The sequence below is a fragment of the Nocardia terpenica genome, assembly GCF_013186535.1.
GTDB classification, from domain to species: domain Bacteria; phylum Actinomycetota; class Actinomycetes; order Mycobacteriales; family Mycobacteriaceae; genus Nocardia; species Nocardia terpenica.
The window spans coordinates 613,330-639,877 of record NZ_JABMCZ010000001.1 but is presented as its reverse complement, the minus strand read 5'-3'; the positions used below and the strand labels follow the sequence as shown (position 1 = coordinate 639,877).

26 protein-coding genes are annotated in these 26,548 nt (G+C 66.8%); 14 read left to right on the top strand and 12 right to left on the bottom strand.

The features are described 5' to 3' along the window. The first annotated feature begins 258 nt into the window (after nucleotides 1-258). The 4 genes from HPY32_RS02815 to HPY32_RS02800 all read left to right on the top strand — a co-directional run bounded on the left by HPY32_RS02815 (nucleotide 259) and on the right by HPY32_RS02800 (nucleotide 3,379). Nucleotides 259-528 carry a hypothetical protein gene (locus tag HPY32_RS02815; RefSeq protein WP_067582898.1) on the top strand — a complete coding sequence of 90 codons (270 nt, stop codon included), beginning with the start codon at nucleotides 259-261 and terminating at the stop codon, nucleotides 526-528. Nucleotides 529-543: 15 nt separating this feature from the next. Beyond that, entirely contained in the window at nucleotides 544-1,632 is a 1,089-nt protein-coding gene (locus tag HPY32_RS02810) for a GAF domain-containing protein (protein WP_171982697.1), read from the top strand. A gap of 263 nt (nucleotides 1,633-1,895) precedes the next feature. Further along, nucleotides 1,896-2,366 carry a hypothetical protein gene (locus HPY32_RS02805; RefSeq protein ID WP_156674181.1) on the top strand — a complete coding sequence of 157 codons (471 nt, stop codon included), beginning with the start codon at nucleotides 1,896-1,898 and terminating at the stop codon, nucleotides 2,364-2,366. Beyond that, nucleotides 2,363-3,379: a tyrosine-type recombinase/integrase gene (locus HPY32_RS02800; RefSeq protein WP_067582890.1), complete on the top strand. Its 1,017-nt coding sequence runs from the start codon at nucleotides 2,363-2,365 to the stop codon at nucleotides 3,377-3,379. Before HPY32_RS02805 ends, HPY32_RS02800 begins: the two co-directional genes overlap by 4 nt. A 191-nt stretch (nucleotides 3,380-3,570) precedes the next feature. Here the strand turns inward: HPY32_RS02800 and HPY32_RS02795 are convergent, their stop codons facing one another. Beyond that, nucleotides 3,571-4,431, bottom strand: a complete 861-nt coding sequence (locus tag HPY32_RS02795) for an SDR family oxidoreductase (protein ID WP_067582887.1) — start codon at nucleotides 4,429-4,431, stop codon at nucleotides 3,571-3,573. A gap of 145 nt (nucleotides 4,432-4,576) precedes the next feature. Continuing rightward, on the bottom strand, nucleotides 4,577-5,443 hold the full coding sequence (locus HPY32_RS02790; protein ID WP_067582884.1) for an SDR family NAD(P)-dependent oxidoreductase: 867 nt from the start codon (nucleotides 5,441-5,443) through the stop codon (nucleotides 4,577-4,579). 114 nt (nucleotides 5,444-5,557) lie between these two features. On the opposite strand from HPY32_RS02790, the gene HPY32_RS02785 reads away from it, so the two are divergent. The 3 genes from HPY32_RS02785 (at nucleotide 5,558) to HPY32_RS02775 (ending at nucleotide 8,022) form a co-directional block, all read left to right on the top strand. Then, nucleotides 5,558-6,259, top strand: coding sequence for a TetR/AcrR family transcriptional regulator (locus tag HPY32_RS02785; RefSeq protein ID WP_067585651.1), 702 nt, complete (start codon nucleotides 5,558-5,560; stop codon nucleotides 6,257-6,259). Between the two features lie 313 nt (nucleotides 6,260-6,572). Continuing rightward, a complete protein-coding gene (locus tag HPY32_RS02780; RefSeq protein ID WP_171982696.1) occupies nucleotides 6,573-7,646 on the top strand; it encodes an alpha/beta hydrolase in 1,074 nt (357 codons plus the stop codon). 172 nt (nucleotides 7,647-7,818) lie between these two features. Then, nucleotides 7,819-8,022, top strand: a complete 204-nt coding sequence (locus HPY32_RS02775) for a hypothetical protein (protein ID WP_156674179.1) — start codon at nucleotides 7,819-7,821, stop codon at nucleotides 8,020-8,022. Nucleotides 8,023-8,334: 312 nt separating this feature from the next. Here HPY32_RS02775 and HPY32_RS02770 read toward each other — a convergent pair whose 3' ends face one another. The 5 genes from HPY32_RS02770 to HPY32_RS02750 are packed head-to-tail and all read right to left on the bottom strand — an operon-like array spanning nucleotide 8,335 to nucleotide 12,774. Further along, complete coding sequence (locus HPY32_RS02770; RefSeq protein ID WP_067582878.1) at nucleotides 8,335-9,294, bottom strand: SMP-30/gluconolactonase/LRE family protein; 960 nt, start codon at nucleotides 9,292-9,294, stop codon at nucleotides 8,335-8,337. Between the two features lies 1 nt (nucleotide 9,295). Next, on the bottom strand, nucleotides 9,296-10,420 hold the full coding sequence (locus HPY32_RS02765) for an AbrB family transcriptional regulator (protein ID WP_067582876.1): 1,125 nt from the start codon (nucleotides 10,418-10,420) through the stop codon (nucleotides 9,296-9,298). Further along, nucleotides 10,417-11,490 (bottom strand): PrpF domain-containing protein, encoded by a 1,074-nt coding sequence (locus HPY32_RS02760; protein WP_067582874.1) that lies wholly within the window; start codon nucleotides 11,488-11,490, stop codon nucleotides 10,417-10,419. Before HPY32_RS02760 ends, HPY32_RS02765 begins: the two co-directional genes overlap by 4 nt. Then, complete coding sequence (locus HPY32_RS02755; RefSeq protein ID WP_082870929.1) at nucleotides 11,484-12,458, bottom strand: sterol desaturase family protein; 975 nt, start codon at nucleotides 12,456-12,458, stop codon at nucleotides 11,484-11,486. The genes HPY32_RS02760 and HPY32_RS02755 overlap by 7 nt, the downstream gene beginning before the upstream one ends. After that, nucleotides 12,439-12,774 carry a PadR family transcriptional regulator gene (locus HPY32_RS02750; RefSeq protein ID WP_156674178.1) on the bottom strand — a complete coding sequence of 112 codons (336 nt, stop codon included), beginning with the start codon at nucleotides 12,772-12,774 and terminating at the stop codon, nucleotides 12,439-12,441. Before HPY32_RS02750 ends, HPY32_RS02755 begins: the two co-directional genes overlap by 20 nt. A 458-nt stretch (nucleotides 12,775-13,232) precedes the next feature. Here HPY32_RS02750 and HPY32_RS02745 point away from each other — a divergent pair, with 458 nt between their 5' ends. The 3 genes from HPY32_RS02745 (at nucleotide 13,233) to HPY32_RS02735 (ending at nucleotide 16,343) form a co-directional block, all read left to right on the top strand. Further along, the gene (locus HPY32_RS02745; RefSeq protein WP_067582868.1) at nucleotides 13,233-14,453 is read left to right on the top strand and encodes an ROK family transcriptional regulator; all 1,221 of its coding nucleotides are present in this window, start codon (nucleotides 13,233-13,235) and stop codon (nucleotides 14,451-14,453) included. Between the two features lie 53 nt (nucleotides 14,454-14,506). Then, a complete protein-coding gene (locus HPY32_RS02740) occupies nucleotides 14,507-15,403 on the top strand; it encodes an alpha/beta fold hydrolase (RefSeq protein ID WP_067582865.1) in 897 nt (298 codons plus the stop codon). A gap of 73 nt (nucleotides 15,404-15,476) precedes the next feature. After that, complete coding sequence (locus HPY32_RS02735; protein ID WP_067582862.1) at nucleotides 15,477-16,343, top strand: LLM class flavin-dependent oxidoreductase; 867 nt, start codon at nucleotides 15,477-15,479, stop codon at nucleotides 16,341-16,343. A 9-nt stretch (nucleotides 16,344-16,352) separates the two neighbouring features. Here the strand turns inward: HPY32_RS02735 and HPY32_RS46040 are convergent, their stop codons facing one another. Continuing rightward, the gene (locus HPY32_RS46040; RefSeq protein WP_067582859.1) at nucleotides 16,353-18,239 is read right to left on the bottom strand and encodes a YecA family protein; all 1,887 of its coding nucleotides are present in this window, start codon (nucleotides 18,237-18,239) and stop codon (nucleotides 16,353-16,355) included. A gap of 132 nt (nucleotides 18,240-18,371) precedes the next feature. Next, complete coding sequence (locus HPY32_RS02725) at nucleotides 18,372-19,667, bottom strand: M14 family zinc carboxypeptidase (RefSeq protein WP_156674177.1); 1,296 nt, start codon at nucleotides 19,665-19,667, stop codon at nucleotides 18,372-18,374. A 536-nt stretch (nucleotides 19,668-20,203) separates the two neighbouring features. On the opposite strand from HPY32_RS02725, the gene HPY32_RS02720 reads away from it, so the two are divergent. The 4 genes from HPY32_RS02720 (at nucleotide 20,204) to HPY32_RS02705 (ending at nucleotide 24,564) form a co-directional block, all read left to right on the top strand. Further along, complete coding sequence (locus HPY32_RS02720; protein ID WP_197696407.1) at nucleotides 20,204-21,580, top strand: pyridoxal phosphate-dependent decarboxylase family protein; 1,377 nt, start codon at nucleotides 20,204-20,206, stop codon at nucleotides 21,578-21,580. A gap of 116 nt (nucleotides 21,581-21,696) precedes the next feature. Further along, complete coding sequence (locus HPY32_RS02715) at nucleotides 21,697-22,905, top strand: M20 metallopeptidase family protein (protein WP_067582848.1); 1,209 nt, start codon at nucleotides 21,697-21,699, stop codon at nucleotides 22,903-22,905. After that, complete coding sequence (locus HPY32_RS02710; RefSeq protein ID WP_067582845.1) at nucleotides 22,895-23,122, top strand: hypothetical protein; 228 nt, start codon at nucleotides 22,895-22,897, stop codon at nucleotides 23,120-23,122. Before HPY32_RS02715 ends, HPY32_RS02710 begins: the two co-directional genes overlap by 11 nt. Then, nucleotides 23,119-24,564, top strand: coding sequence for a sodium:solute symporter family protein (locus HPY32_RS02705; RefSeq protein WP_231951472.1), 1,446 nt, complete (start codon nucleotides 23,119-23,121; stop codon nucleotides 24,562-24,564). The genes HPY32_RS02710 and HPY32_RS02705 overlap by 4 nt, the downstream gene beginning before the upstream one ends. Here the strand turns inward: HPY32_RS02705 and HPY32_RS02700 are convergent. From HPY32_RS02700 to HPY32_RS02690, 3 genes are read right to left on the bottom strand one after another with little or no spacing between them, the layout of a single operon-like run. Continuing rightward, entirely contained in the window at nucleotides 24,536-25,132 is a 597-nt protein-coding gene (locus tag HPY32_RS02700) for a TetR/AcrR family transcriptional regulator (protein WP_067582842.1), read from the bottom strand. The genes HPY32_RS02705 and HPY32_RS02700 overlap by 29 nt on opposite strands. Nucleotides 25,133-25,178: 46 nt before the next feature. Next, nucleotides 25,179-26,111: a DNA-3-methyladenine glycosylase family protein gene (locus HPY32_RS02695; RefSeq protein WP_082870927.1), complete on the bottom strand. Its 933-nt coding sequence runs from the start codon at nucleotides 26,109-26,111 to the stop codon at nucleotides 25,179-25,181. A gap of 5 nt (nucleotides 26,112-26,116) precedes the next feature. Continuing rightward, nucleotides 26,117-26,545, bottom strand: coding sequence for an SRPBCC family protein (locus HPY32_RS02690; protein WP_067582839.1), 429 nt, complete (start codon nucleotides 26,543-26,545; stop codon nucleotides 26,117-26,119). Between the last annotated feature and the right edge of the window lie 3 nt (nucleotides 26,546-26,548).

The window sequence follows — 26,548 nt, the reverse complement described above, 5'->3', positions numbered from 1 at the left end:
TAGATCAGCGTCACTGTCCAACCCGCACAATTGAATTCCGCCCTCTCATAGGGTTCCCCGGCCTCGCTGGAGGCGACGCCGGATGTAGCCGAAACACCGACAGCCGAATCCGGCTCACGTGGTGTCCGGCCGACCGACCTTCCCGACTGTATCGCCGCGATTTCGTGCGGTCGTTTGAGGTCTGTCGCATCCGACGGAGTCGCCTCCGGCCTTTCCGGCCAGCGGCTCCGACCGACCAATCGGACAAAGGAGCCCGAAATGCATTCGCTACCTTACGAAGCCTCGCACCGCGAACGGCAGATCGCCATGGCTGTACTGGCACACACCGCGCGCCACGACGCCGACGCCGTAACCGCAATGCTGCACCACCTGGCGGAGTCGATCGCCGAGGATGTCCACCCCATCTGCGTAATCACTGCGCTGCTCAACGAATTCCAACAGGGAATGGACATGTACAAGAGCAACGAGCTTGCGGAGTGGTTCTCGGATCAGGCTCTTGCCCTCGCCGCCAACGACGCGGCCGAGTAGGGCAGGTAGGTCGCCATGTACACCACACGCAAGTTAGATGCAGCGTCAAAGCCCTGGACCATGGTTGAGACACTCGATCCAGCGGCAGAGCCGACCGTCGTCTCCGGTGGAGAGGGCGAGAAGGACTTCGTGGTCCTCAAAAGGCTCATCGAGCGCACGATCAACACTGCCAAACTCGGAGCCAGCGTCACCGCCGATGAGATATACGGCCACATCATCGAAGCGCGGGATCGGCGTGCGTCAGTCGAGGCGGTCTTCGGGCACCGCGGTCGGAGGTACGTCCTCCTCGCTCGCCCAGTGTTCGGCCCGCAGCAACGGGTTCATGGGGTCCAGTACTGGCTCGGGCCGGTCGACGAAGATCCGCCCGAGCCCCGCCACGCCACAGGAGTTGTATGGGACCTCCCGGCCAGGGTGGTTCATCTGACAGTCGAATGCACCAGGATGGCGGGCATTCCCGACTCGAAATTCGTGCCGGCGTTGCCGTTGGCGATGTTCTGGCACAACGCCAACCGTTTCGATCACCACGAGGAGGTGTACAACCTCCTGTATCGGCCTCGAGCCCAGGTCAGGCTTCGGACAACGGGCACCGTCCGCAACCTGACGCACCACCGGGATATGTATTGGCAAGCAACGATTCGCGCCCGCAACGACGCTGAAACCGTTGGTGCCTGGGGACTTCTGGAAGACCTAACATTCGCGACGTCCCGGCCGCCGAAAGCCACGCTGGAACAGACAGCGTTCCGCGAATACTTGCGGGCCGAGAAGACATACCTCGGGGTCATTCATGTTCCTGACGGCTCCGTCGTCCGGTGGCTGACCGACCCTCCGCCTTGGATCGACTGCACTCGCGCACCCGACCAAGTGTTCCCTCCCGAGGACCGCGCACGACTCGCCAGTGCCGTCGCACCCGACGAAGGCGTAGTGCGCGCCATCAACCACACAAATGGCTACACCCCAACCAGGATCATCCTCTTGCCGTACCACGGACGAAGGAATGGACCGTTCGCAATCGGCCGCTTTCTCCAGGCCGACACCCATACCGAGTATCTGCCAGACCGGAGTTCCCGTCTTGCACAACCCGACTACCCTGAGCAACCCAAATGAGCCGGCAGGCGGAGCGAAATACTGAATTGTACGCTAGTGCTATAATAGACATTGGCTATTGAAGTTCCGGTGCCTATTCTCCGGGGCGCGAGTATCCGCCCTGAAGGCAACCGCCTGACAGTCCGACGGTTTGCACAAAAGTCCAGACTCATCCCCGGCTGGCGCGCATGTACACCCTGCGAGGTCAGCGCCTTCACCGATCACACCGAGGGTTCGCGCGTGCGTGCGCCGGGGTCACCTGCTGAGCGGATAGGCGCGAACCAATGGACATCAACGATATAGACACCGACGGCTTGGCCGTCTGGCCACCGGCCAACTCGCGACGCGGCACCCCGATGGGGCGTACCGGCCCTCTCCCGATGCCGGAGCTGATGATCGGTACCGGAGCGATGAACCGATTCGAATACAGCGTTGCCGTGATTTGCTGCCACGGACAGGTTGGCGACCGCGCGGCGGTGAAGCGACTCGGCTGGCTTCCTGAACAGCCGATTTCCCTGACAGTGGCTGGACGGACGGCCGTCGCCTTCGAGCATTCGGACGGCGGCTTCCGCGTGGATCACGACGGCCATCTTCGGCTGCCAGCCGTCATTCGACATCGGTGCGGGATCGAACCTGGAGACCGGCTCTTGATCGCTGCATCAGTGCCTGGCCGCCTGTTGCTGATCTACCCCCTCGTGGTGATCGATCAGGCCCTTTCGACGCTCCATGAGCAGGCGACGAGTACGGTCCGATGACCACCACCACCGAAATCGACGCTGCCCGGCTGCTGCTTTCCCGACTCGGACTCACCCCCGAGCAGCTAATCGCGACGGCGCAGCCGACGACCATCCCGACCTTCGCCGAGTACATCCCCACGATCAGGGCGCTGATGCCCCCGACCTCGCTACGGGTCTACGGCACATACCTGCGGCGCATCGAGGAATCGTGGGGCGAACGTGTCATTAATGAGCCCTCACCAGCGGAGCTGCGCCAGCTCGCCACACAAGCCAAAGAGGACGCCATCGTGCGCCGCAACTCCCGAGGCGGGCGCAGCGCGGCCGAGAATCTCATCGCTGCCGCGCGTTGCCTCTACCGGTACGCAGAGGAAGACGGCTATATCCGGCCCGACGACAACCCTGCCAAACGTGTCGCAAAACCCCGGCGACTGGCCAGTACCCGGCGGGCCATCGCAGACCACCAACTCGCCGAGATCGTTCAGGTAGCTGCTACCACCGGCAACGACCCAACTCTCGACACGATGTTGTTGCGGCTGCACATCGAAACCGCCTGTCGCCGTGGCGGTGCCCTAGCCTTGCGCCCGAAAGACCTTGACCCAGAACAATGTCTCATCTTCCTTCGTGAGAAGGGCGAAACCGTCCGTTGGCAGCCGGTCTCGCCTTCGTTGATGCGGGCCATGCTCCAACATATCGCCGAGCGCCACGGAGACGATCCTGTCGACAGCGAGCCCCTGTTCCGTCGCCGCAACGGTCACCCAATCACCCGTCGCCACTACGACTCTCTGTGGAACCGCATCGGCTCGCACCTGGAATGGGTCCGCCGTCAACAGATCAGCGCACACTGGCTCCGTCACACGACCCTCACCTGGGTCGAACGCAACTACGGTTACGCAGTGGCCCGCGCCTACGCTGGCCACGCCGAGCCCGACGGCCGCAGCGGACAGACCGCGACATACATCCGAGCAAGTCTGGTGGAGGTCGCCGAGGCACTTGCGGCCATGACTGGCGAGCCACACCCGTTGGTGCCCTGAGTTCGGGCAATCCGGAGCGAATACCCCGTAAGGGATAAACGCCCGAAAAGCTGACGCGCATAACTGATTTCGTCGCATGGGCCGACCCATGCAAGAACGGCAATCGACACAATCGCCGGGATCTATCTGCCGCCAACTGCCGCCGAGCGCATCGCCACGATGAAGCTGCCCTTGGAATACATTGGTCGGTCTCAGTTCCGAGCCGTTGACTTGGGGTGGGGCATCAATGCCTCCCACAGCGGCGTGGCTTCGTTGCGGTTGCGGGCGCTGAGTTCCTCGAAGTACCAGTCCTGGCCGAGAAGTTGCTTTACGCGGGGCGTCGCTTCGCCATCGGGGCCGCTGTAGTAGTGAACCTTGCGGGTGTCGCCGTCAATCACCATCCGGTACATCGCCTCGGCGGTGATCTCCGGGTCGGAGAGGATCATGTTCAGCGAGGTGAATGCTTTCCACGAAGCGTCATAGTCCTCGGGAACGTTCTGGGCACCGTCGATCTTGCTGTAGATCTTCGTTGCCATGGCACCCGGATGCAAAGCCTTGACCAGGACGCCGAACCCGCTCAGCTCCGCGTGCAAACCCTCGGTGAGGGAGGCCACCGCGGCCTTGGATGCCTGGTACACCGAGTTGTAGGGGTAGCCGCCGTCGGCGCTGATCGAACTGACGTTGACGATGACACCCGATCGCTGTTCCCGGAAGATCGGGATGAACGCCTTGTTCAATGCGATCAGACCGAAGACGTTGGTCTGGAACTGGCGGTGGGCCTGGTCCATGGTCGTGGCTTCGAGTGGGCCGGATTGGAAGTATCCGGCGTTGTTGATCAGGGCGTCGACGCGGCCGAACTGTGATTGCGCGAGTTCCCCGAATGCCAGGTCGGCCTGCTCGTCGTCCACGTCCAACAGCAGAGTCTTCACGTTCTCCATGGCGGCGTGGGTGTCGAGGTCGGTCTCTTTGCGGACCGTGGCGACCACATTCCAGCCGGCCTCGCTGAAGCGACGCACGCTCAGCTGTCCGAAACCGCTGGCCGTGCCGGTGATAACGATCGTTTTCGCAGACATGCGCTTCTCCCTTTGTCGATGCTCTAAAGCCGTTCTCGGGGTCAATCGAACCTATGTCAGCCCTGATCCGGCGCGCCCGTGACGAGGCGGCCTTGTCGGTGAAAGTGCTCTCGGATGGCCTGTCCTTCCTGCCGCTTTGGCGGGTTCAGTGGACGATAGGCAGATCGATTGGGTAGCCGGCACCGGTGTCGGCGGAGACCGAGACGGCCTGCCAAGCGCTCGCCTCGGCGATCTGGCTGCGGGAGTAGGCCAGGGCCATCGTGGCCGCGCCGGCTCCGAGTAACAGATGGCTGGGCAGTTGGCCGGAATGCACAACCCGCACAAGGATTTCCGCGGCCCGATTGGGGTCGCCCGGTGCGGCACCGGCGCGCAGCAGCTCGGCCAAGGCACCGACGGTCTGGCGGTAGTCCTGCGGTATCTCCTCGATCTGCATGGAGGCTCCTGCCCAGTCGGTCGCGAAGCCGCCCGGTTCGACCACGAGGTAGCGGATGCCGAACGGTGCGGTCTCGGCCGCCAAGACCCGGGTGAATCCGTCGACGGCGAATTTTGCTGCCTGGTAGGAGCCGAGTCCGGGGGTGCTGCCGATGCGTCCGCCGCTCGAGGAGAACTGGATCACGATGCCCCCGCCCTGCTTCTTCAGCAGCGGCAGCGCGGCTCGGGAGACGTTGTAGACGCCCCAGAAGTTGGTCTCGAACTGGCGGCGGAAATCGGACTCGTCGGTGGTCTCGACGGGGGAAACGTTGGCGTAGCCGGCGTTGTTGACCACCACGTCTATCCGGCCGTACTTCTCCAGCCCGGCGGTAAGTGCGACTTCGGCCGCAGCAGGGTCGGTCACATCCAGAGCGACCGGGAGGACCCGGTCGCCGTACTGCGCGGCGAGGTCGGCGAGCTGTTCGGGCCTGCGGGCGGTCGCCACGACGCTGTCGCCGCCCTTGAGTGCGGAGAGGGTGAGGGCACGGCCGAAGCCTCGGGAGGAGCCGGTGATGAACCAAGTATTGGTCTGCGGACTCATGGCTCTAGTGAAACACGGTTTCACTAATAATGCAATTAGGTTGTATTATGCTGGAGATGGGCGATTTGCTCGACAACCAGGTCGCGGCAACTCAATGCTTGGACGGTGACTGGTTTGACTGATTTCGACTTTGAACGTGCTCGTACCCCCGAGGCGAAGCGCGCTCGGCAGGAGGCGATCCTGGTGGCGGCTGCTCGCCTGGCCATGGACAGTAGCGTGCGGGAGGTGACTGCGAGCGCCATTGCCGACGAGGTCGGTATGCACAAGTCGGCAATGTTGCGCTACTTCGAGACGCGCGAGGACATCTTCCTGCAACTGGCGGTCGGTGCTTGGGACGAATGGTCGGTGGCGGTGCGCGGCGAGCTTGACAACCTCGCGGCCCGCCCCAGTGCCGGGCGGCCGGAATCGGATGCGACAGCGCGCGAGACCGCAGCTGTGATTGCTCACTCGTTGGTTTCCCGCCCACTGTTCTGCGACCTCCTCGCGCACACGCCGCTGAACCTGGAACGAAATGTCTCACTGGAGAGGGTCCGGGAATTCAAGACTCGCGCCATCGCCGTGGTCACCGAAGTCAGCTCCACGCTCTGCACTGTCACCCTGTTGCGGCTCGACCAGGCGTTCAGCGTCATCGCCACCGCAACCGCGATGGCCGGAGCCATGTGGCAGATGGCGGCCCCCGGCACGAAACTACGCGACTTCTACAAATCCGAACCCGAACTCGTACACGCCGTCGTGGATGTCGAGCCCCAACTGACCGACATCATCGACGCCCTGCTCACCGGCTACGCCGCACGCTCGGCGACGCAGCGGCCATAAATACTGCAACGATACTCACTGAAGGCGGTCCTGACAGATCTGCCGGGCGTCGATGCATCATTCTGCGGCCGAACGCGATTCGTCGACAGGTGCGCCAGTTCACCGTGGTCTGGAGGTTCGCGCGGCTGGTACCCGGTGTCCGCACAATCCACTGACTGAGCGGGGACGGTTGGCACCGCGCGCCGCGAAAAATGCCGGTGAGGCTCCTGGTGAATCGTGTTCAGGCCGGTAGCATCGGCCGGATAGCGCCCGCTTCGGTCAAGGAGGTCTCGTGTTCAGGTACTTTCCGGACAACTACATGTGGTCCTCGGCCGTGCTGTTGTCGATCACCGCCGGCGGACAACTGGGCCAGATCGACCGCCAACTCGCCGGGCTGCGCGAGGCGCAGCCCGATCCAGAGGCGTGGACGAAAGCGTGGGACGAGGCGGGCACGCTCCAGGTCGAATTCGCGAAGCGGGACCTCAGCCGGGGCTATCGGCGCAGCGCGTCCGAGCGGTTCCTGAATGCCGTGAACTACTACCTGACTGGCGAGCGCCAGACCGCGCCCGGCCCGGCGAAGACCAATAGTTACAGCCTGGCTCTCGAGGCATTCGGCAAGGCCGTCGAGACGATGCCGCGGCCTCTCGAGCGCGTCGAGATCAACTCGCCCGACGGCATCCTGCCCGGCTGGCTGATCCCCGCCCGAGACGTAGTCGGGCGGGCTCCGGTGGTGATCTTCTACAACGGTTTCGACGTGACCAAGGAGCTGTTGTATTGCATCATCCGGGAGGAGTTCGCCGACCGCGGCATCGCCTGTCTGGTGGTCGACGCTCCCGGCACCGGGGAGCCGTTGCGGCTGCGTGGTGTCGCGTCACGCCCCGACTATGAGGTGCCCACGTCCGCGATCGTCGATCACCTCATGACCCGGCCGGACCTCGATCCGGAGCGGCTCGGTCTGCTCGGCATCAGTCTCGGCGGGTATTACGCGCCACGCGGCGCGGCCTTCGAGCACCGGATCAAGGCGTGCGCTGCGTGGGGCGGGGTGTGGGACTACGGCCAACTATGGCAGCACCGCTGGGAGACCCGGTCCAAAACCACTCCGGTGCCGTTCTGGCAGTTGCCGTGGGTGATGGGCACCGACACGATGGAGCAGGCGCTGGAGAAAGTGAAGCCGTTCGCCCTCGCCGAAGCGCTGCCGCACCTGACGCAGCCTTTCCTCATTGTGCATGGTGCCGACGATTCGATGATCCCTCTCTCGCACGCGGAGGAAGCGATCGAAGCTGCCGGGTCCAGCGACAAGAAACTGGTGGTATTCGACGGCGTTGATGGCGGTGCCGAACATTGCAGCATGGATGACTCCGACCCCGCGCGGCAGCTTGTCGCCGACTGGTTCGCCGACCGCTTGTGACCTGGATCGGCCTCCTGGCTCCGACCCTGATCGCGCGATGCTCGCACACCAGGAGTGCAACCCGATCATTGAGGATTGCCGGTCCAGACGCCCGCGGCCCTGACTTGCCATCCGACCGCAGGCACTGGAATCGTTCTGACACCACGGCAAAGTCTCCTGAAAAGAGACAGCGGTGAACTGCGAATTTTGGCTGACCTTTCACACAATTCGCCGGTACCCGTCCGGTTTCACGCCACCACGTGCGGAAGTCGATTCGGTTCCCACTGACGAAGCTTCACTCACGCTGAGCACATCCGATCTGAAGGCTGCGCTCGGTGAGCGCGACCTCGTCATCGCGCGGCTGCGGGCCAGGCTCCGCGAAGGCGACACCGACTAACTACCAGTCCGCGCCAAGCTCGACCTCATCAACAGTCTCGTGGGTACCGACCGCTCCCACGCCCCCTCGGAGTGGCGCGTTGACGACGCCAGAGTCGAGGGCTACCGTCTATCGCATGAACACCTACAGCCTGGCTGTAGGTAGAGAAAGTGTGTCAAAGTCCCTGATGGCGCACACCATAAAAGCCCTGGCAGATCGCTCGCCAGGGCTTTTGGCATTTCAGGAAGCTTTCTTCGCTACGGTCACGGTCGTAGTCTCGGCCACGTCTCATGGTTGGGTGATCACCGGTGAACCGGTCCAGAGCCGGAACCGTCAATGCCGTCGGTCGTTATTTCGTGGTCGGTCGACCGCGATGGCGTTGTACGGCGTGGTTGGTGTGGGGGGTGTGGTCAGGCGGGCGTTGGGGAGGTATAGGCGGTGGCCGAAGGATGCGATGGTTGAGGGGACGTCGAAATGTGGGTTGGTGAGGCGGGTTTCGAGTGTGCCTGCTGTGCCGGAGTGGTTCAGGGTGATCATGGCGATGGTGTTGTGGCGGTTTTGTACTACGAACAGGGTGTTGTTTTGTAGGAGTAGGCCGTCGCCGTCGGGGACTGATTCGGTGCCTAGGGGGATCTGGTGGGTGGTGCCGGTTGTGGGGTCGACGTGGAACAGTTGGCCGGTGACTGTTTGGACGATGATCAGGCTGGTGCCGTCGGGGGTGCGGGTGATGCCGTTGGCGTTGAATGCCCCGGGTATGTAGGCGATGTCGCCGGTTAGCGGGAGGCGCTCGACCGCTTCGGGGGATGGAAGCGTGCCGTCGCGGTCGATGGGTAGGTGATACAGCACGGGGGTGCGTGAGTCGGTGAACCAGGCGCCGGTCGGCGTGAGGATTACGTCGTTGACGAGTGTGGTTGGCGGGGTTCCGAGTTGGTAGTCGGCGAGGATCGAGCCGGTGCGGGTGTCGACGACGCGGGCGTCGCCTCCGGTGCCGCCGGCGACGAACAGTCGGCCGCGGTGGTCGAGTTCGAGTCCGAGCGCGGGTGTGCCCGGCCCGGGGCTCAGGAGGTGGATCCGCCCGGTCACCAGGCTGGCGCGGTAGACGGAACCGTCTGCCTTCGAGCCGAAGTAGGCCACCGGCAGTGATCCGATCGCAATGCCCTCCGGCTGAAATCCGGCGGGCAGGTCGATCGTGGTGGGAAACACCGAGGGGTGCGCGGCGGCCCGACCCGCGGGTACCAGCATCGCACTGCCGAGGCAGGCGAACACCATCGAGATGCCGAGAACGCGCTTCATGTCATCGTTCCTTTCGATATCGCCGAATGAGGTAGGGCAGCGCGATCGCGGTCAAAAGCATCACGATCATGCGGAGCACCTGCAGCGTGGTGACGACCGGACCGGCGCCGATGTCATGGGATATGGCCAATACCGAATAGATGCCGCCGGGCGAGGTGGCCAGGTATGCCTCGGTGAGGGGGACGTGGTACCAGTCGGACAGGACGGCGGCCATTCCGAAACAACCGGAGATGGTGGCGGCGATGCACGCGAGAATGTAGGGCAGCAGGCGTAGGAACCGGCTCGCGGCCGATCGTGAGAAGCCGCCCCCGGCCTGCCAGCCGATAACGGCATAGGCCGCGATCTTCATCGGGTCGGGCACGGCGGGACGCAGCTCGGCGGGCAGGGACACGCCCACAACCAAGGCCACGGCCAGTGGTCCGAGCAGGTGCGGTGCGGGGATTTTCATGCGCGCGGCAAGCGGCCCGGCGGCGGCCACGATGGCGATCGTGATCGCGAGCCCCGCGCCCGTGGACCGCTGATCCACGGGCGCGCCGCCGTGCGGCGCGGTGCTCCCGAGGAGCGGAAGTGCCACGGGCAGAGTCGCACTGACGATGATGAGCCGCAGGTACTGCGACAGGGACACAAATCTCTGGTCTCCGCCGAGTTGGTCGGCGATCGTGGACACCGTGCTGGCGCCGCCCGCGATCATCGACAGGATTCCGGTGGTCGCCGAGATTCCCTGCCCGGCGCCGGCCAGCAGTAGCCCGCAGGCGATGCTGAAGGCCAGGGTGGTCAGGATCGTGACGGTGGCCGCACCGCCGTAACCGACGGCGGTGCCGCCGCGCAACTCGCACAGGGGCAGTGCGGCCAGCACTCCGATCACCGCCTGGGCGAGCCGGACCGGTCGGCCGCCGATCGCCAGCTCGCGGCCGGTGCCCAGGGCAATCAGCGCCGCGGCCAGCATCGCCGCGATCAGCCAACCGCCAGCGAGCCCGAGGTAGGCCAGCACGACACCGACCGCCAGGGTGATGGCCACACACAAGGCCCAGCGCACCCGGGGCCGTAACCCCTTTCGGAGGGCGGCGCTCGTCGACACGTCACGATGATCGACCTCGAGCCTCGCATGCACGGTATCGACGTTCATGCCGTCACCCGCGCCGCGTCGATATCGGCGAATACCGTGCCGTCGAACAGCTTTCGCGCGGTGCGCACCACGGTGGCCCCGGCCGGACGGCCGTCGGTGACCGTGAGGCCGATGTCGATCAGACCTGCCGGATGTTCGATGGTGTAGCGACCGGAATCCGCAGCCGCCGGGGCGAGGTCCCGGGCGATCGTATCCGGCAGGGCGAGTGCGGAACCCAGGCACACCGCTCCGCTCACCGCGTGCGCCGGATGGCAACTGGTGGGCACGAAGTAGCGCGACCGGATGGTGGCCTCGGTGGTCTCCGACAGCAGGATGACCTTGGGTATCACGCGGCCGGTGACATCGCCCATCCCCATCAAGGCGCCCGCCTGCAGGCGCAGGGATTCCAGGCGCCGCAACAACTCTCGGTTCTCGTTGAGCTGATCCGGGGTTTCCGTTCCCGCGACGCCGACATCGGCGGCGCGGACCAGCACCGCGCACACGCCGGCGTCGACGCAGGACACCTCGACCCCGTCGACGATGTCGGTCGGTTTGCCGGTGGGCAGCAGCGCTCCGGTCGCCCCGCCTGCGAACCGGGTGAATGTCACCCCGACCGGGGCCGCGCTGCGGGGCACCCCGGCGATCTCCTCGTAACCGTCGTAGCGCACCGCCCCGGTCGGGGTCTGTACCGTCAGCACCACATGCGCGCCGGTATTGACCAAATGCACTCGGACATCGGTGGTTTCACCGCGCACGGGCACCATCGCGCGCTCGATCGCGAAAGGCCCCACCCCCACGAGCACATTCCCGCAGGTGGGACTCCAATCCACCGCGGCCGATTCGATATCCACCTGCCCGAACAGGAAGTCCACGTCGGTATCGGGCCGCGTCGACGGCCGGACGATGGCGGCCTTGCTCGTGGTGGTGCTCGCTCCGCCCAGACCGTCGATCTGACGCGGATCCGGCGAGCCCAGCAGTGCGGGTAACAGCACATCCGCGGCTATCCCGCAGGCATCCACGTCGGAGCCGGACAGATAAAGGCCCTTGGACGTGCCGCCCCGTATCAACATGGCCTCGATCGATATCAGCATGCCGCCCCGCCTTTTCCGGTACCGACCGACGTCGCGGCCGAGGGGGTCGGCGGGGTCGCGGTCTCCTTCAGCTGACGAGGCAGAAACGGCTGGACGAACAGCCGATGCAGCGGCAGATCGTGGGAATAGTCCAGCCCGATACGCCATTGCGGGGTGCGGGCGACGGTGTTGAAGGTGCCGAACATCCGGTCCCACCACGGAAAGATGAACCCGAAATTGGTATCGGTATTGACAATGTCCTCATGGTGATGCGGGACATGCAGCGCCGGGGTGAACAGCACCAGCCGCAGCACGCGCTCCAGGCGATCCGGGATCGCGATATTCGCGTGGTGGAACAGCGCTATCAGGAATGAGATGGTGGCGAATGCGGCGAAGTACGAGCCCGGTGCGCCCAACACGACCACCAGGGCCAGCAGGATCAGGTGATGCATCGTCTCCTCTACCGTGTGCACCCGGGCACCGGTGGTGACGTCGAAATCCTCGTCCAGGTGGTGGATCTGATGAAACCGCCACAGAAACAGATTGCGGTGACTGAAGCGATGGAACCAGTATCCGGCGAAATCGAGCACCACAATGGTCAACGGTAAGCCGACGATCACGGGCAGTCCGGCGATCCACTGGGTGCCTATCCGCGGCTCCAAGAAATGCGCCATGGTTACGCTGACCACCGGAATCAGGGCATGATTCACCACGGTGAAGGTCAGATTCCTGACCTTTCTGATCTGGCCGCGCACCAAATGTCTCCACTGGGTGGCCACGGCCTCGATCGCGGCGAGCACAACCAGCCCCGCAGCCTCGATGAGCACACGCATGATCGACCTCATCTTCGTAGATTCTTCAACACATTCATCAGCCGAGGGGACACGAATAATAATCTCGGCCCACCGGATGCATCCGGTGACGGAAAGAATAGGTTGCTCGACGAAGGCGTATAAGTGTGAAAGACACTCACCGTGAGAGGCTGGCATGCGCGGCAAGCCATTGTTGGATTATTTCGAGCGTGCCCTGCAGCGACGAAGCCCAGCTACCGAGCTCTGCAATACCGGCCACAGTTGTCGAATAGACTTTCTTTTTCCGCCCATTGTGGGAATGATCTACGCGGTGCTCGACCAATCCCCGCCGTTCCAGCACGTGCAGGCGCCGGTACAGGGCGCCGGGCTCGCCGTGGAAGTCCAGCCCGAGGTGTTCGAGGCGATTGCGCAATGAATACCCGTGATCGGGACGCTCGGCCAACAGCAACAGCAGACTGCTGTCGAGCATGCGTGAGCCCGAGAATGAAGCCATCTCGCCCACTCCCGCCCGTCAGTGGTCGATCACGGATCGGATCGGAAACCCGCGTCGCGGACGCCCACACGATCCCCGGCGGTCCAGGCGGGGCCGGACACCACAGCGGGCGCGCTCGAGCCAGGGGGCGCCGGAGTCGTCCACCTTCTCGGTCTCATGAGTGGGCATACATTTCCTCCTCGGATCGAGAGTCGCTACACGGTGTTGACGAGCGTGCTGCGGCAGCGGCCGAGACCGCCGGGACCAACCGGCCGCCGAAGCAAGAGGGCGAATCGACGATGCCGCCGCGCGGTCCGCGGGGGACCGACATGCGTGGGCCGAACTGTGATCGAATACACACGCTAACGCTCACTTAGGTCCTCAGGCAAGCAAACTTTGGATCTTTTAAGACCTAACTACAGGATAAGTCGGTCTGAACAAATCGGATACGGTGGTCGTTGAACCGGCGAGGAGGAACGGTGACTGGCCGACCGACAACGACGCCCGGTACCTCGGCCGGGGACGTGTTGTGGCTGATCCGCGGGCATGACGTGGTGACCCGCGCGGATATTCGCAGACTGACGGGACTGTCGCGAACAGCGGTGACATTGCGCGTCGAGCAGCTGCTCGAGCGCGGACTCGTCGTCGAACGCGTCGAGGGTGGGTCGACCGGTGGACGGCCCCCGACCCGGCTGGTGTTCAACCCCGAATCGGGGGTCGTCCTGGCCGCGTCGATCGGAGTCAGCCGCGCTCAGGTCGCGGTGTGCGACCTCGCGGGCCGGGTACTGGCCGAGTCCGAGTTCGCGGTGAGCATGAGCGAGGATGCGCAGACCGTGTTCGCCGCCGCGGCCGAACACCTGGATCGGCTCCTGTCGCGGACACCGCTGCCCGGGCGGCTCGTGCACGGTGTCGGCGTCGGCGTACCCAGCGCGGTCGATGTCACCACCGGCCACAGCATGAGCCTGGCCGCCAAGCCCGTGTTCGGCGGCATTGCCGTGGCCGAATTCTTCGCCGAGCGGTTCGGCGTGCCGGTCAGGGTCGACAATGAAGTGAATCTGCTGGCCCTGGCCGAACATGCGAGGCACCCCGACATCGATGACCTGCTTCTGGTCAAGGCATCCACCGGCATCGGCGCCGGGATCATCGCGGGCGGTCGACTGCAACACGGCGCCTGGGGGGCGGCGGGCGAGATCGGGCATATCAAGGTGGGTGGGGTTCCGTCGCGCCGATGCCGCTGCGGCGACCTGAACTGTCTGGAAACCGTGGCGGGCGGATTGGCCCTGCTCGAACAGCTCGCCGAAGCCGGTAAGCCCGTGTCCGCGCTGCCCGAACTCGTCGGCCTGGTCCACGACAACGACCCCGACGCACTGCGACTGGTGCGCGAAGCCGGGCGTCGCATCGGCGAAGCCCTGGCCGCGGCGGTCAACATCCTCAACCCCGCCGTCATCATCGTCCGCGGCGACCTGTCACACGCCGCCGAACCACTGATAGCCGGGATGCGCGAACTGATCTACCAGCAATCCTCGGCCCTGGCCACCCGCTCACTGCGCATCGAGTCGAGCGCCGAGGACGCGCCCACGGGCATACAGGCCTGCGCCACAATGATTCTCGACCAGGTCCTCGCTCCCCCCGCCGTCAACGCCCTACTCGACGGCACGGCGCGCCGCCAGGGCCACCGGCCCGGCCACAGAGTCGGGTAGTACCGATCGGCTCTATGCTGAGTTCGGAATCGGAAGCTGCCGGAGGTGGTGGAATGGACGCCGAGCTCGAGCAGTGGAGATCTGGTGGTCGGTACTTCGACTACCTGGGGTTCGATGTCTTCTTCCGGGTCGAGGGCGAGGGTCCGGTGCTGTTGCTGATCCACGGTTATCCGTTCAGTTCCTGGGACTGGGCACCGATCTGGGGGGCGTTGACCCAGCGGTTCACCGTGATCGCGCCGGACATGCTCGGTATGGGGTTCTCCGACAAGCCGGTCGCCTACGAGTACACCGTGCTCGACCATGCCGATATGCACGAGGCGCTACTCGCCCACCTGGGCGTGCAGACCTGCCATATCGTGGCCCACGACATCGGCGTCTCCGTCGCTCAGGAAATGCTGGCCCGCCACGACTCCGGCGGCCAAGCCTACGGCCGGTGCGGAATCGAGTCGATCACCTGGCTCAACGGTGGGCTGTTCAACGAGGTGTACACCCCTCGCCTGGTGCAGACCCTGCTGTCTCGTACTCCATTGGGCGCCTTGGCCAGCCGCTACCAGCGGGTCCTGATGTCGCGAGCGGTCCTGGCGCGGTCGATCGACGAAATGTTCGGCGCCGCAACCAAACCGTCGCCGCGGCTGATCACGCAGTTCGATCAGATCCTGGGTTTCAACGACGGCAAGCGGGTCAGCCACAAGGTCGGCCGCTTCGTCAACGACCGATACGTCCATCGCAACCGGTGGGTACGCGCGATGCGCGAGACCACGGTTCCGATGCGGTTCATCGATGGACCCGCGGACCCGAACTCCGGTCGGCACATGGCCGACCGGTATCGGCAGGTAATTCCCGACCCGGACGTGGTCATGCTGGACGACGGCATCGGGCACTGGCCACAGATCGAAGCCCCCGAAGCGGTGCTGACCCACCTGCTCGACCACGTCGACGCCGTCCGATAGCCGGGGCTTCGGGATACCCGATGCGGCGAAATCCCCTCGACCGCAGGCGGTTCCGGCTGGTAACTCTGAGGGCATGACGACCCTGGGTGTGGTGTTCAAGCCGCAGAATCCTCCCGAGCGGCTGCGGGAGGTGGTGCGGGTGGCCGATTCGGCGGGGCTCGAGCAGCTGTGGCTGTGTGAGGATTGTTTTGCCGAGGGCGGTATTTCGACCGCGGCGGCCGCGCTGGCCTGGTCCGAGCGCGTGCGTATCGGTGTGGGGGTGCTCCCGGCGCCGCTGCGCAATGTCGCCGTCACGGCGATGGAGATCGCGACGCTGGAGCGGATGTTCCCCGGCCGGACGATCTGGGGGGTGGGCCACGGTAATCAGCAGTGGATGGGTCAGGTCGGCGCCCGGGTCGCCTCGCCGATCACCCTGCTGCGCGAATATCTCGACGCGCTCCGGGATCTGCTCGCGGGCAAGCGAATCACGGTGCGGGGCCGCTATGTTCAGCTCGACGATGTCGCCCTGGACTGGCCACCGGTCACCGCGCCGGACGTGGTCGTCGGGGGATTCGGGCCACGTACCCTGCGGCTGGCGGGCGAGGCCGCCGATGGCGTCGTCACCGGCACCACGCTGGCGGGCGTGCGGCAGACCATCGAGCTGACCCGGCAGGGCCGGGCGGCGCGCGGGGGCGACGGCGACTTCTCGTTCATGGTCCAGCTGGTGGCCGCCACCGGCCCCGACGCGGCCGACCGCGCCGCGGCCGAAGTGCGGCAACTGGGTCATGACGTCGACGACGGCCTGTGCGCCGTGGGCGACGCGCAGGCGATCGCCGATGTGGTGGCACGGTGGGCAGCGGCCGGTGCCGACACGGTGGTCCTCGAACCCACCCCCGACGAACCCGACCCCGTGGGGTTCTTCCGCTTCATCGCCGAGAAGGTTCGCCCGCTCGTCCCGTAGGCGGCGACATCACTGGTCCTCCGGGCACTCCTCGAACCGCGTACTGAGGAATTCGATGAGCTGGTCCGGTTCCGTGGTCTCGTCGTCGAGCAAGGCGAACAATCCCTCGCACTGCTCATCGGTCACCGGTTCGAAGCTGCCGCCCGCGATCATCTCCTCCCCCGCCGGAACCAGTCGGCAGCAATACAGTTGGCCCTGGTGGAGGTGGTGGCTGGCGAAAGGGGAAGCGATGATGTGGTGTTCGTCGGTGCGTAGGTCGCGCAGGGTGATGCCGCGGCCGGGATGCACCCGCTCGGTTTTGTAGATCGATCGACGGACCGTTTGCCACTGTTCCGTGATCAGCCGGTCGTCGGCGGTGAGGAGGTGGCCGCGGCGGGCCAGGTAGTCGGCGTATCCGCCCGCCTCGAACATGGTGATGTCCACGACCAGGGGGTCGTCCAGGGCGTGGAGCGAGCCCGTGTCCCAGTGACGGCTGCGGACCATGCCCAGTTTCGTGCGGACCCTGCGCCATTCGGGCTGGTCGCAGTGGACGCAGGCGCGCTGGTACAGCAGGCGGGCGCGTTGGGCGAGGGTGGGTTCGCCGCGGCCGAGATGGCACACCTTGTATTTGCGGCCGGAGCCGCACCAGCAGCGGTCGTTGCGGCCGAGTTCCGGTCCGGCCGTGACGATCTCCTCCAGCAGCCAGTAGATGGGGAAGCGCTGGCCGCCGTCGATGCGGTCGAAAAGGCCCAGCGCCTGGGTGAATTCGCCGCGGTCGATCGCGTAGCGGGCGCGGTCGGCGAGCGCCAGCACCCAGAACGGGTCCGCGCCGACGGCGGCATCGAGGTGGTGCTGCGCCTCGTCGAGCCGGTCGAGCACCTCGACCGCGCGGGCGGCCAGCCAGTGCGCGGCCGCCACCAGCTTGCGCGGGCCGTGCCGGGCGACGTGCTCGGCGACCGTCACCAGCGCGTTCGGGTCGCACTCCGAGCGCACGGTGAGTTCTTCGAGCGCCGACCGCGCGGGCCGCTCGGCGCCCATCGGGACGAACTCGTCCAGGCTCGCGGCGGCCAGGATCGCGGCCTGCTCCTCGGCGGGCGCGGCCGCCACCGCGTCGGTCAGCTCCGTGAACGCGACCACGGCTCGGGCCTGCTCTTCGGTCAGTTTGTCGATGACCTGCAGGATTTCGGCCGGGTCGATGCCGGGCATATTGTCGAAATCGAATCCCGGCTGCGCGATGAGATTGCCCTTGCGGACCAGCCCGGCCGCCGTGACCAGCTCCGACAGCGGCAGCGTCGGCCGGGTGAACAGGCGAGGGTCGGCCTGCATCGCCTCCCAGCACACATCGTCTATTTCGGTGACGCCGTCCTCGGCCACCCGGCATTCGATCGCGGCCACCGTCACCGACGGCGGGGCGATCGGCTCGGATACCACGCGCAGCCGCGCGCGACCGTCGACGATCTGCAGGCCGATCAGGGTGCCCGGGGTGAGTTCCGCCAGCGCCGACGGCGCGAACACCAGGATGCGGTGGGTGTACCCGGGCAGCTCGCGACCGTCCAGGATGTCGGCGTCGAGTTTGTCGTAAGCGGTTCGCGCGCCGCCGAATCCCTCGATATCCGCCGAATCGGGGCCGGTCAGCATCGGACTCAGATCCGGGTCGGCGGCGATCAGCCCAGCGTCGATCTCCACGGCGGTGAGCCGGTGGGTCAGTATCCGGTCCCGATACAGCACATCCAGTGCCATATAGCGCCCGTCCGGCAGGAACCCCAGCCACGGAACGTCGAAACTCTGGATCAATTCCCTCATTTCACGCGCATTCCCCACCCCGTGGGCCACCAATATCTCGCACCACTCGTCCTCGGTGAGTGGGCTGTGTGCACGGAGGAGGTCGAACGCGCGATCGGCGATCGGATCGGTCACGACAGCCCACGGTAGACCCGCCCGCCGCGCCGCGTGGTCATATCCGGCAGGCCGCTGTCATGAGCTCGAACGAACGGTCCCCTCCCGGTCGGGCGGCGGGAGGGGACTCTGGTTACCGGACGGCTCGAAAGCTCAAGGGGCCGTGTGGGTTACGGATTGTTTGTACGGTGCGCCCGCCGATTGGGCGGCGGTGGTGAAGGCCTGCTTCATTTCCGGCCAGAAGGTGCTGTCCACGCAGGAGTAGCTGGGCATGAAGCCGCCGCAGTCCGAGGCATCGTTCGGGCCGATCTCGATGGTGAGTGCCGCTACGCCCAGGGTTCCGTTCGCCTGGTCCATGGTCGATCCGGTGGTCGAATATCCGACGGTCTCGACGTCGGTGCCGACGACGAACCCGCTGGGCACGATCTTCGTGGTCAATGCCCGCAATTCGGCCGTGTTCGTATCGGTGTCACCGTTCGGGATGATGCCGTAATTCCCGTAGGAATGCAGATCGATCATCAATCCGGTCGCGGTATCGGGGACATCGCCGCCGCCGCTGGGCCGCTGGTCGGGGAACAGGTCCGCGTAAAGCTGTTGCACGGCTTGGGTTTCCGGTTCGCTGCCCCCGCTCGGGCCCTGGTAGGTCTCGGCGCAGGGGTCCGTCGAATCCCCGCCCCAGCGCTCGGTGAAGTTGCGGTTCAGATCCACGCCGGGGCCCTGGCCGGACCCGTCGACGACGTCGCAGGTCGGCGGCGTCTGGCTGTTGTCGACATTCTTGCGCTGCATCTTGGGCTGGTCGCCGCCGCTGGACACCACGTCGACACCGTCCGGGTTGGTCACCGGGACGACCCAGATCTCGGTGGAGTCCAGGATCGAGGTCGCCGTGCTGTCGGTGCCGTACCCGTCGGCGAGGTAATCGATCCACCGCCAGCCCAGTTCACCGGTCGCCAACTCGCGGGCGTGGATCTGCACGGTCAGCAGGAAACGCGGTTTGGTCGAGGTGGGCGACAGCGCGCACCCGGCCGGATCGCCCGACGTTTTCGCCGCGGCCTTTTGCTGATCGGTCGCCTGCGGCGGTGTTTTGGATCCGGTCAGGCAGAGGACGCTCATGGTGTGACCGCCGGAGCCCTGGGTGGCCAGCCAGGTTTTGCCGAAATCGTGCACCTGGGCGATTCCGGGGTATTTGGTGGCGACATTCCGGGCGTGATCGAGCAGGTCCGACGCGGTGTGATAGCCGCCGTAGTACGTATTTTCCGCGCCGGGCGGTTTCGGCTGCTGCGGTAGCGACTTGTATACCGGGGCCTTCTTCGTCGGCTCCAGGCCCTGATTCCGCAGCGCCTGAGCGCCCGCCTCGTCGACCGCGATCGTCACCCGGCCCGGACCTGCGGGAACCATTTCTATGCCCGCGCGAGCGATGATGTCCACCTGCGCCTGCGTCGGCACCGGCACGTCCCAATAATAGGGTCCGCCATCGTTGGCGTACGCTATCGTTGGATTGAAAGCAAGTGCGGAAAAGCCACCGACAACCACCACAGAAACAGAGGCAAGAGTCTTGCGGATACTGCTCATCGACCTCTCTTTTCTCTCACGCCACTTTCAGAGGTAGTGGCACGTCGATGGTACGACCGGGCAAATATGATCAAAATTCTCGTACACCTTATGTTTGTGCACCGTTCACCGATTATTTACCTGCCCTAGGGGTTATTCACGGAATTCGAATGATTCCAGGTGGGCATACTTGTGCAGCCCATGCATTCGCGGCTCGCGCAAAGGAGTCGGCGGCGCACCGCACCGCCGGATCCGAGCGGCCGGTGAGGTCTCACACACGGGGTTGCCCGGCCGAGATACCAAGACCTACAGTCCTCTTCGCCGGTGGGATGCTGACCGGATCGTATTTCGGCGATAGTGTCAAGAATTGGAGTTGAGGCATGGCGCCGGTCGATGCGGTGGCCGCTCCGGCTGGGTTCGGAAACGTCTTGCGGGACATGACGTCCGTGGTTCTCGACGCGCTCGCGGAGGGCGCCGAGCAGCGGCACGGACCGCTGCCCGCGGGCGGGCCGGGGGCGGTGACACGGCGGGTGCACGCCGCGCTCGGCGGTGCGGTGCTGCCGGAACACGGCGACGGCCCGGAGACCGCGCTGCGGGAGCTGACCACCGTGCTGTCCGCCGGTGCCGCCGACCCGTCGGATCCGTACTGTGTCGCGCATCTGCACGTCCCGCCGCTGGCCGTGGCCGCCGCGGCGGATTTCGCGGCGTCGGTGCTCAATCCGTCCATGGACTCGTGGGACCAGGCGCCCGCCGCGTCGGTGATCGAGCAGGGTGTGACGGATGTGCTTGCCGCCCTGGTCTATCCGCGGGCCGCGCGGCCGGACGCGGTGATCACCAGCGGGGGCACCGAGTCGAATCTCATGGCGCTGCTGCTGGCCCGCGAACAGGCCCGCGCGACCGGTCCGGTGCGGGTGGTCTGCGGTGCCAACGCCCACCACAGCATCGGGCGCGCCGCGTGGTTGCTCGGGCTGCCCGACCCGGTGGTCGTCGACTGCCCCCACGGCCACCTGCCGCCCGAGTCGGTGGACCGGGTGCTGCGCGAATTGTCCGGGCCCGCCGTCGTCGTCGCCACCGCGGGGACGACCGACGAAGGGCTGATCGACCCGCTCCCCCGGCTGGCCGAGATCGCCGCCGCGCACGGGGCGCACCTGCACGTCGATGCCGCCTACGGCGGGCCGCTGCTGTTCAGCGACGAACTGGCGGGGCGGCTCGCGGGCATCGAGGCGGCCGATACGGTCTCGTTCGATCTGCACAAACTCGGCTGGCAGCCGGTGGCGTCCGGGATCCTGGCCGTGCGCGACGCGTCGGTCATGACCCGGCTGAGCATCGAGGCGGACTACCTCAACGCGGCCGACGACACCGAGGCGGGACTGCCCGATCTGCTGGGCCGCTCCCTGCGCACCTCCCGGCGACCCGACGCGTTCAAGATCGCGGTCACCATGCGCGCCCTCGGCCGCCGCGGCATCGCCCTGCTCATCGAACACTGCGTGCGCACCGCGGAGCGATTCGCCGCCGCCGTCGACGCCCACCCCGGCCTGCGCCGCCGCCCCGGCGAGATCGGCATCAGCACCGTGCTGCTGCGCCCGATCGAGGCGGACTGGGCCGACGACCACACCGGCGACAAATTGGTGGCCGCCGTCCGCAGGCACCTGCTGCACGAGGGCACCGCCGTGCTCGGCCGAGCCATCGCCGCCGACGCCGACGGCCAGCGCAGACTCTGGCTCAAGGTCACCCTGCTGCATCCGCGAACGGACGCGGAACAATTCGACGGATTACTCGATCTGATCTCGCGGACGGCGAGCCTGCTCGCCTGAGGAGACATTCGCCGTTCCCGTGGCGTGACCGAATTCGATAGGGAATCATCGCAAGTCTGAAACAGTGAAGCTCGGTATCTCGCATCGGGTTTCGCGTCATGTTCGGGAGGTGGCCCGTGGGGCTTGTTGATGATGCGTCCGAACTGTCCGATGAGCTGGCCCGGGTGCGGCGGGATCTGCATCGGCGGCCCGAGGTGGGGCTCGAGCTGCCGCACACGCAGGAGCGGGTGCTCGCCGCGCTCGACGGGCTGCCGCTGGAGATCGAGACGGGGGACTCGCTGTCGTCGGTTACCGCGGTGCTGCGCGGGAATCCCGGTGGGGCCGCGGTACTTCTGCGCGGGGATATGGACGCGCTGCCGGTCGCCGAGCGGGTGAACGTCCCGTATGCCTCGCAGACCGGGGACACCATGCACGCCTGCGGTCACGATCTGCACGTGGCGATGCTCGTGGGGGCGGCCCGGCTGCTGTGCGAGCATCGGGACAAGCTGTCCGGGGACGTGGTGTTCATGTTCCAGCCGGGCGAGGAGGGCTGGGACGGGGCCGGGCACATGCTGGCCGAGGGGGTGCTGGACGCGGCGGGGCGGCGGGCGGCGGCCGGGTACGGGCTGCACGTGACCTCCGCGGCGATTCCGCAGGGCGTCTTCGCCTCTCGCACCGGGGCGATGCTGGCCGCGTCGGACCGGCTCGATGTCACCGTCCGCGGGGCCGGGGGCCACGGCGCGAGCCCGCACCGCGCCAAGGATCCGGTGCCCGCCCTGGCCGAGATGATCACCGGGCTGCAGACGATGGTGACCAGAACCTTCGACGTCTTCGATCCGGTGGTGCTCACCGTCGGCGTCGTGCGGGCCGGGACCCGCCGCAACATCATTCCGGATACGGCCTCGTTCGAGGCGACGGTGCGCAGCTTCTCGGGCGCCGCGCAGGCCCGGGTCACCGATGCCGCGGTGACGCTGGTGCGGTCCGTCGCGGCGGCGCACGGGCTCGAGGTGGACGTCGAGTACCACAACGAATACCCGGTCACCGCCACCGATCCCGCCGAGACCGACTTCCTCGCCGACACCGTCGCCGAGGTCTTCGGCGAGCAGCGCTTCCAGCGAATGGCCAACCCGCTCACCGGTTCCGAGGACTTCTCCCGCGTCTTGGACGCCATCCCGGGCAGTTTCGCCATGCTCGGCGCCGTGCCCCGCGATGTGGATCCCGCGCAGGCCGCCTACAACCACTCCCCCTGGGCCACCTTCGACGACGCGGTCCTGCCCGACGGCGCGGCGCTGCTGGCCGAGCTCGCGATCCGGCGCCTCGCCCGGGAGGCCGTCGGTGCGCCGTAGCCGCGATCTCGTCCTGCTGCTGCCGGTGATACCGGCGGTGGCGCTGGTGGCCACGCCCTGGCTGCCGTTCGTCAATACCGCGCGGCTGTGGCTCGGCCTGCCCGCCATGATGGTCTGGACCTCGGCGTGGGTGCTGGTGATCGTGCCCGCCCTGGCGGCGGTCGAGTGGGGGCGCACCCGGCACTCGGACGACGAGGGCGGAGAACCGTCGCCGTGAACATCGTTGCGATCATCGCGCTCGCGGGAATGGTGGTGATCGCGGTAATCGGCTTCCTCGGCCGCCGCACGCCCGCCGCCGATCTCGCCGAATGGTCGGTCGCCGGAGGCCGTTTCGGCACGGTCACCATGTGGTTCCTGCAGGCCGGGGAGACCTTCACCACCTTCACCTTCCTCGGCATGGCGGGCCTGGCGTTCACCGGCGGCGTGGCGGCCACCTACGCCATTCCGTACGTGCCGCTGGCGTGCATCACCTGGTATTTCATCGGGCCGCGGCTGTGGCGGCTGGGGCGGCGGCACGGCTATCTCACCCAGGCCGATTTCTACGAACAGCGGTACGGCAGCACGACATTGGGCACGGTGGTGGCGGTCTGCTCGGTGGTGTTCATGCTGCCGTATCTGCAATTGCAGATCACCGGGCTGGGACTGATCATCGGGCTGGTCACGCACGACAGTGGTTCGGGCACCTGGGGAATGGTGGCCGGGACCGTGCTGACGGCGGCGTTCGTGCTCTGGGCGGGCATCCGCGGCACGGCCGCCACCTCGTATCTGAAGGATGCGCTGATGCTCGCCGCGGTCGCGATCGTGGCGGTGGCGGTGCCGCTGCATTTCACCGGCGGCGGTCTGCTGCACACCTTCCGCGAGGTCGCGCGGCTGCACCCGACGATGCTGACCGTGCACGCCGGTCCCAACGATCGGGTCTGGTGGATCACCAGCATGCTGGCCAGCTTCCTCGGCAGCGGCCTGTTCACCTTCCCGTTCAGCTGGCCCGCGCTGCTGTCGGCCCGCAGCCCGAAAAGCCTGCGCCGCAACTGGATCATGCTGCCGCTCTATCAGATCACCCTGATCCTGCCGATGACCATCGGTTTCGTCGCCATCCTCGCCCTGTCCCGGGACGCGTCGGCCAACGGCGCGCTGCTGACCCTGGCGCGGCAGGCCCTACCGCCGTGGCTACTCGGATTCATCGCGGTGGCGGGCGCGGCGGCGGCGATGGTACCCGCCTCGGTCATGGTGCTGGCCATGTCGTCGAACGTGGCGCGCAACGTGATTCGCGTCGGCGGCCCGCGCGCCCAATTCCTCACCAATCACGGTGCGGTCCTGGTCATCCTGGGCTCGGCCCTCATCCTCGACCTGACCCGCCCCAACGCCCTCGCCAACCTGCTGCTCATCACCTACAGCGGCCTGGTCCAATTCGCCCCCGGCCTGCTCGCCGGGCTCCCCGACCGCCCACTACTGAGCAAGGCGTCCGTCCTCGGCGGCCTCCTCGCCGGAGTCGGCTTCGTCATCTGGGCAACCTTCTGGAAGATCAACCTGGCCAACGTGAACGCGGGAATCCCCGCCCTCGGCATCAATATCGCGGTCGCGGTCCTGGTCGAGGCGGCGGTGCGGGTGTCGCGGCGGCGGAGCGGCGACGTCAGGGTGCTCGACGAGGCCGCGCTCTGATGCCATCGATGACGAGCAGCAGCAGGCGGTCGGCTTCGGCCGCGTTGCCCGGGATGTGTTCGGTGGCCAGGGATATGGCGTTGACCAGGGTTAGGAGGTCATCGATGGAGACTTCCGGGCGGACGGCGTCTGCCGCTACCGCGGCGTGCAGGAGGGTGGATCCGGCGGTGCGGATCATGGTGTAGCAGGTGGTTTCGGCGAGCGGGCCGGGGGTGTGGCCGCCGTCGAGCAGCGAGGAGGCCAGGCCGCGGGTGGTGGCGATGTAGGCGCCGACGGCGCGCAGCCAGACGATCAGGCCGGTGGCGGTGTCCGCGCGGTCGGCCAGGGCGTTGGCGCGGGCGCACTGCGCCTCCACCCGCTCGTGGAAGACCGCCTCCAGCAGGGCCTTCCGGGTCGGGAAGTGCCGGTGCAGGGTCGCCGAGCCGACCCCGGCGCGGCGGGCGATCTCCTCGAGCGAGGCGCCCGCACCATGCTCGGCGACCGCCGCATCGGCAACAGCGAGGATGCGCTCGTAGTTCCGCCTGGCATCGGCGCGCAGGGCCCGCCGCTGCAAGTCGTGCTCGGACATGACCGACCTCCGGCCAAGTGGAGGGACCCTCCGAGAATAGCCGGGATCAGGCCGGGTCGGTGAGTGGGGCGAGGCGGGGGCCTGCGGCGCGGATGGCGACGGTGGCCCAGGTTCGCCAGGGGTGCCAGGCTTCGGCGAGGGTTGCCAGGTCCTGCTGGGTGGCGGGGGTGGGGCGGGCTAGTAGGTGGCCGAGGGTGGCGAGCAGGCGGGGTTCGCCCTCGGCGAGGACATCGGTGTGGCCGAGGGCGCGGACCACTACGAGCATGCTGTAGAAGGGGCCGATGCCCTTGATTCCCTGCAGTATTCGCAGGGCCTCGGCGGGGTCGAGGGCGCGCAGCCGGTCGGTGTCGAGCCTGCCCTCCAGGGCCCAGCGCGCCACCTCCTGCATGCGGGTGAGCTTCTCCTCCGGCAGGCCCGGGAAGGAGCCGACCCGCAGCAGTTGTTCGGGCGTCGGGAACGCGTGCACGACCTGTCCGGCGAGGTCGAAGCTCGCGCCGTGCGCCTGCGCGAGCCGGTCGCGCAGCACGGTCATGGCCGATGCCGGGCGGCGGGCCGAGAGCACGGCCCAGGCGGCGGCCTCGTACGCGGAGTGGAACAGCGGCGGGCGCAGGCCCGGCCGGGCCCGCTGCAGCGCCCGGATGAGCCGGTCGCCGACGCCGAGCTCGTCCCACCCGGTGCCGTCCACGTCGATGGACAGCATGCGCGCCGTTTGGCGCAGTGCCGCTTCGGGATCGGGGGCCGACACCACCTCGCAGTGGACGTCGTGCGGGCCGGGCTGGGTGACCACGACCGCGGCGTGGCCCTCGTAGTCGTCGGTGACGAATGCCAGGCGCATGGCCGAGCCGGTCTCGGCGCGGCGGGCGCCGAAGCCGAAGTCGATCGACTCGGCGAGGGAGAACCGGCCGAGAACGGTGATCCGCCCCCGCCGAGTGTCGATGCGCGGCGATCGCGGAACAGTGGTCGCGCGAGCGGGTGTCATGGCGGTCAGGCCGTGGTGCGGCGCTCGGCGGCAATGGCGAACAGGGATTTCATGGCGTCGGGGAAGTCGGCGCTGATCTGCGGGCCGAGCTCCGGCCCGACCCGGTCGGCCTCGGGGCCCTCGATGAGCAGTTCGTGGGTGACGGTGAGCCGCCCGCCCTCGGGCCGGAACAGGTGCCGGAATGTGAGCACGAGACCGTTGAATTCGGTGCGGTCGGCATAAACCTCGCCCTCGACGAGCTCGACAATAACCGACCGGAACGTTTCCTGCCCCTGCGGCGTCACCGATATCTCGGTGCCGATCTCGTAGGGGCCGTGAATCTCGAACGTGTCGCCGCCGCCGCTGATCGCGGCGCCGGTGTGGATGTCGCGCAACGCATTCCAGACGGCGTGGGCGGACAGGTCGGTGGTGGCGGAGTATTCGGTCTTCCACATGAT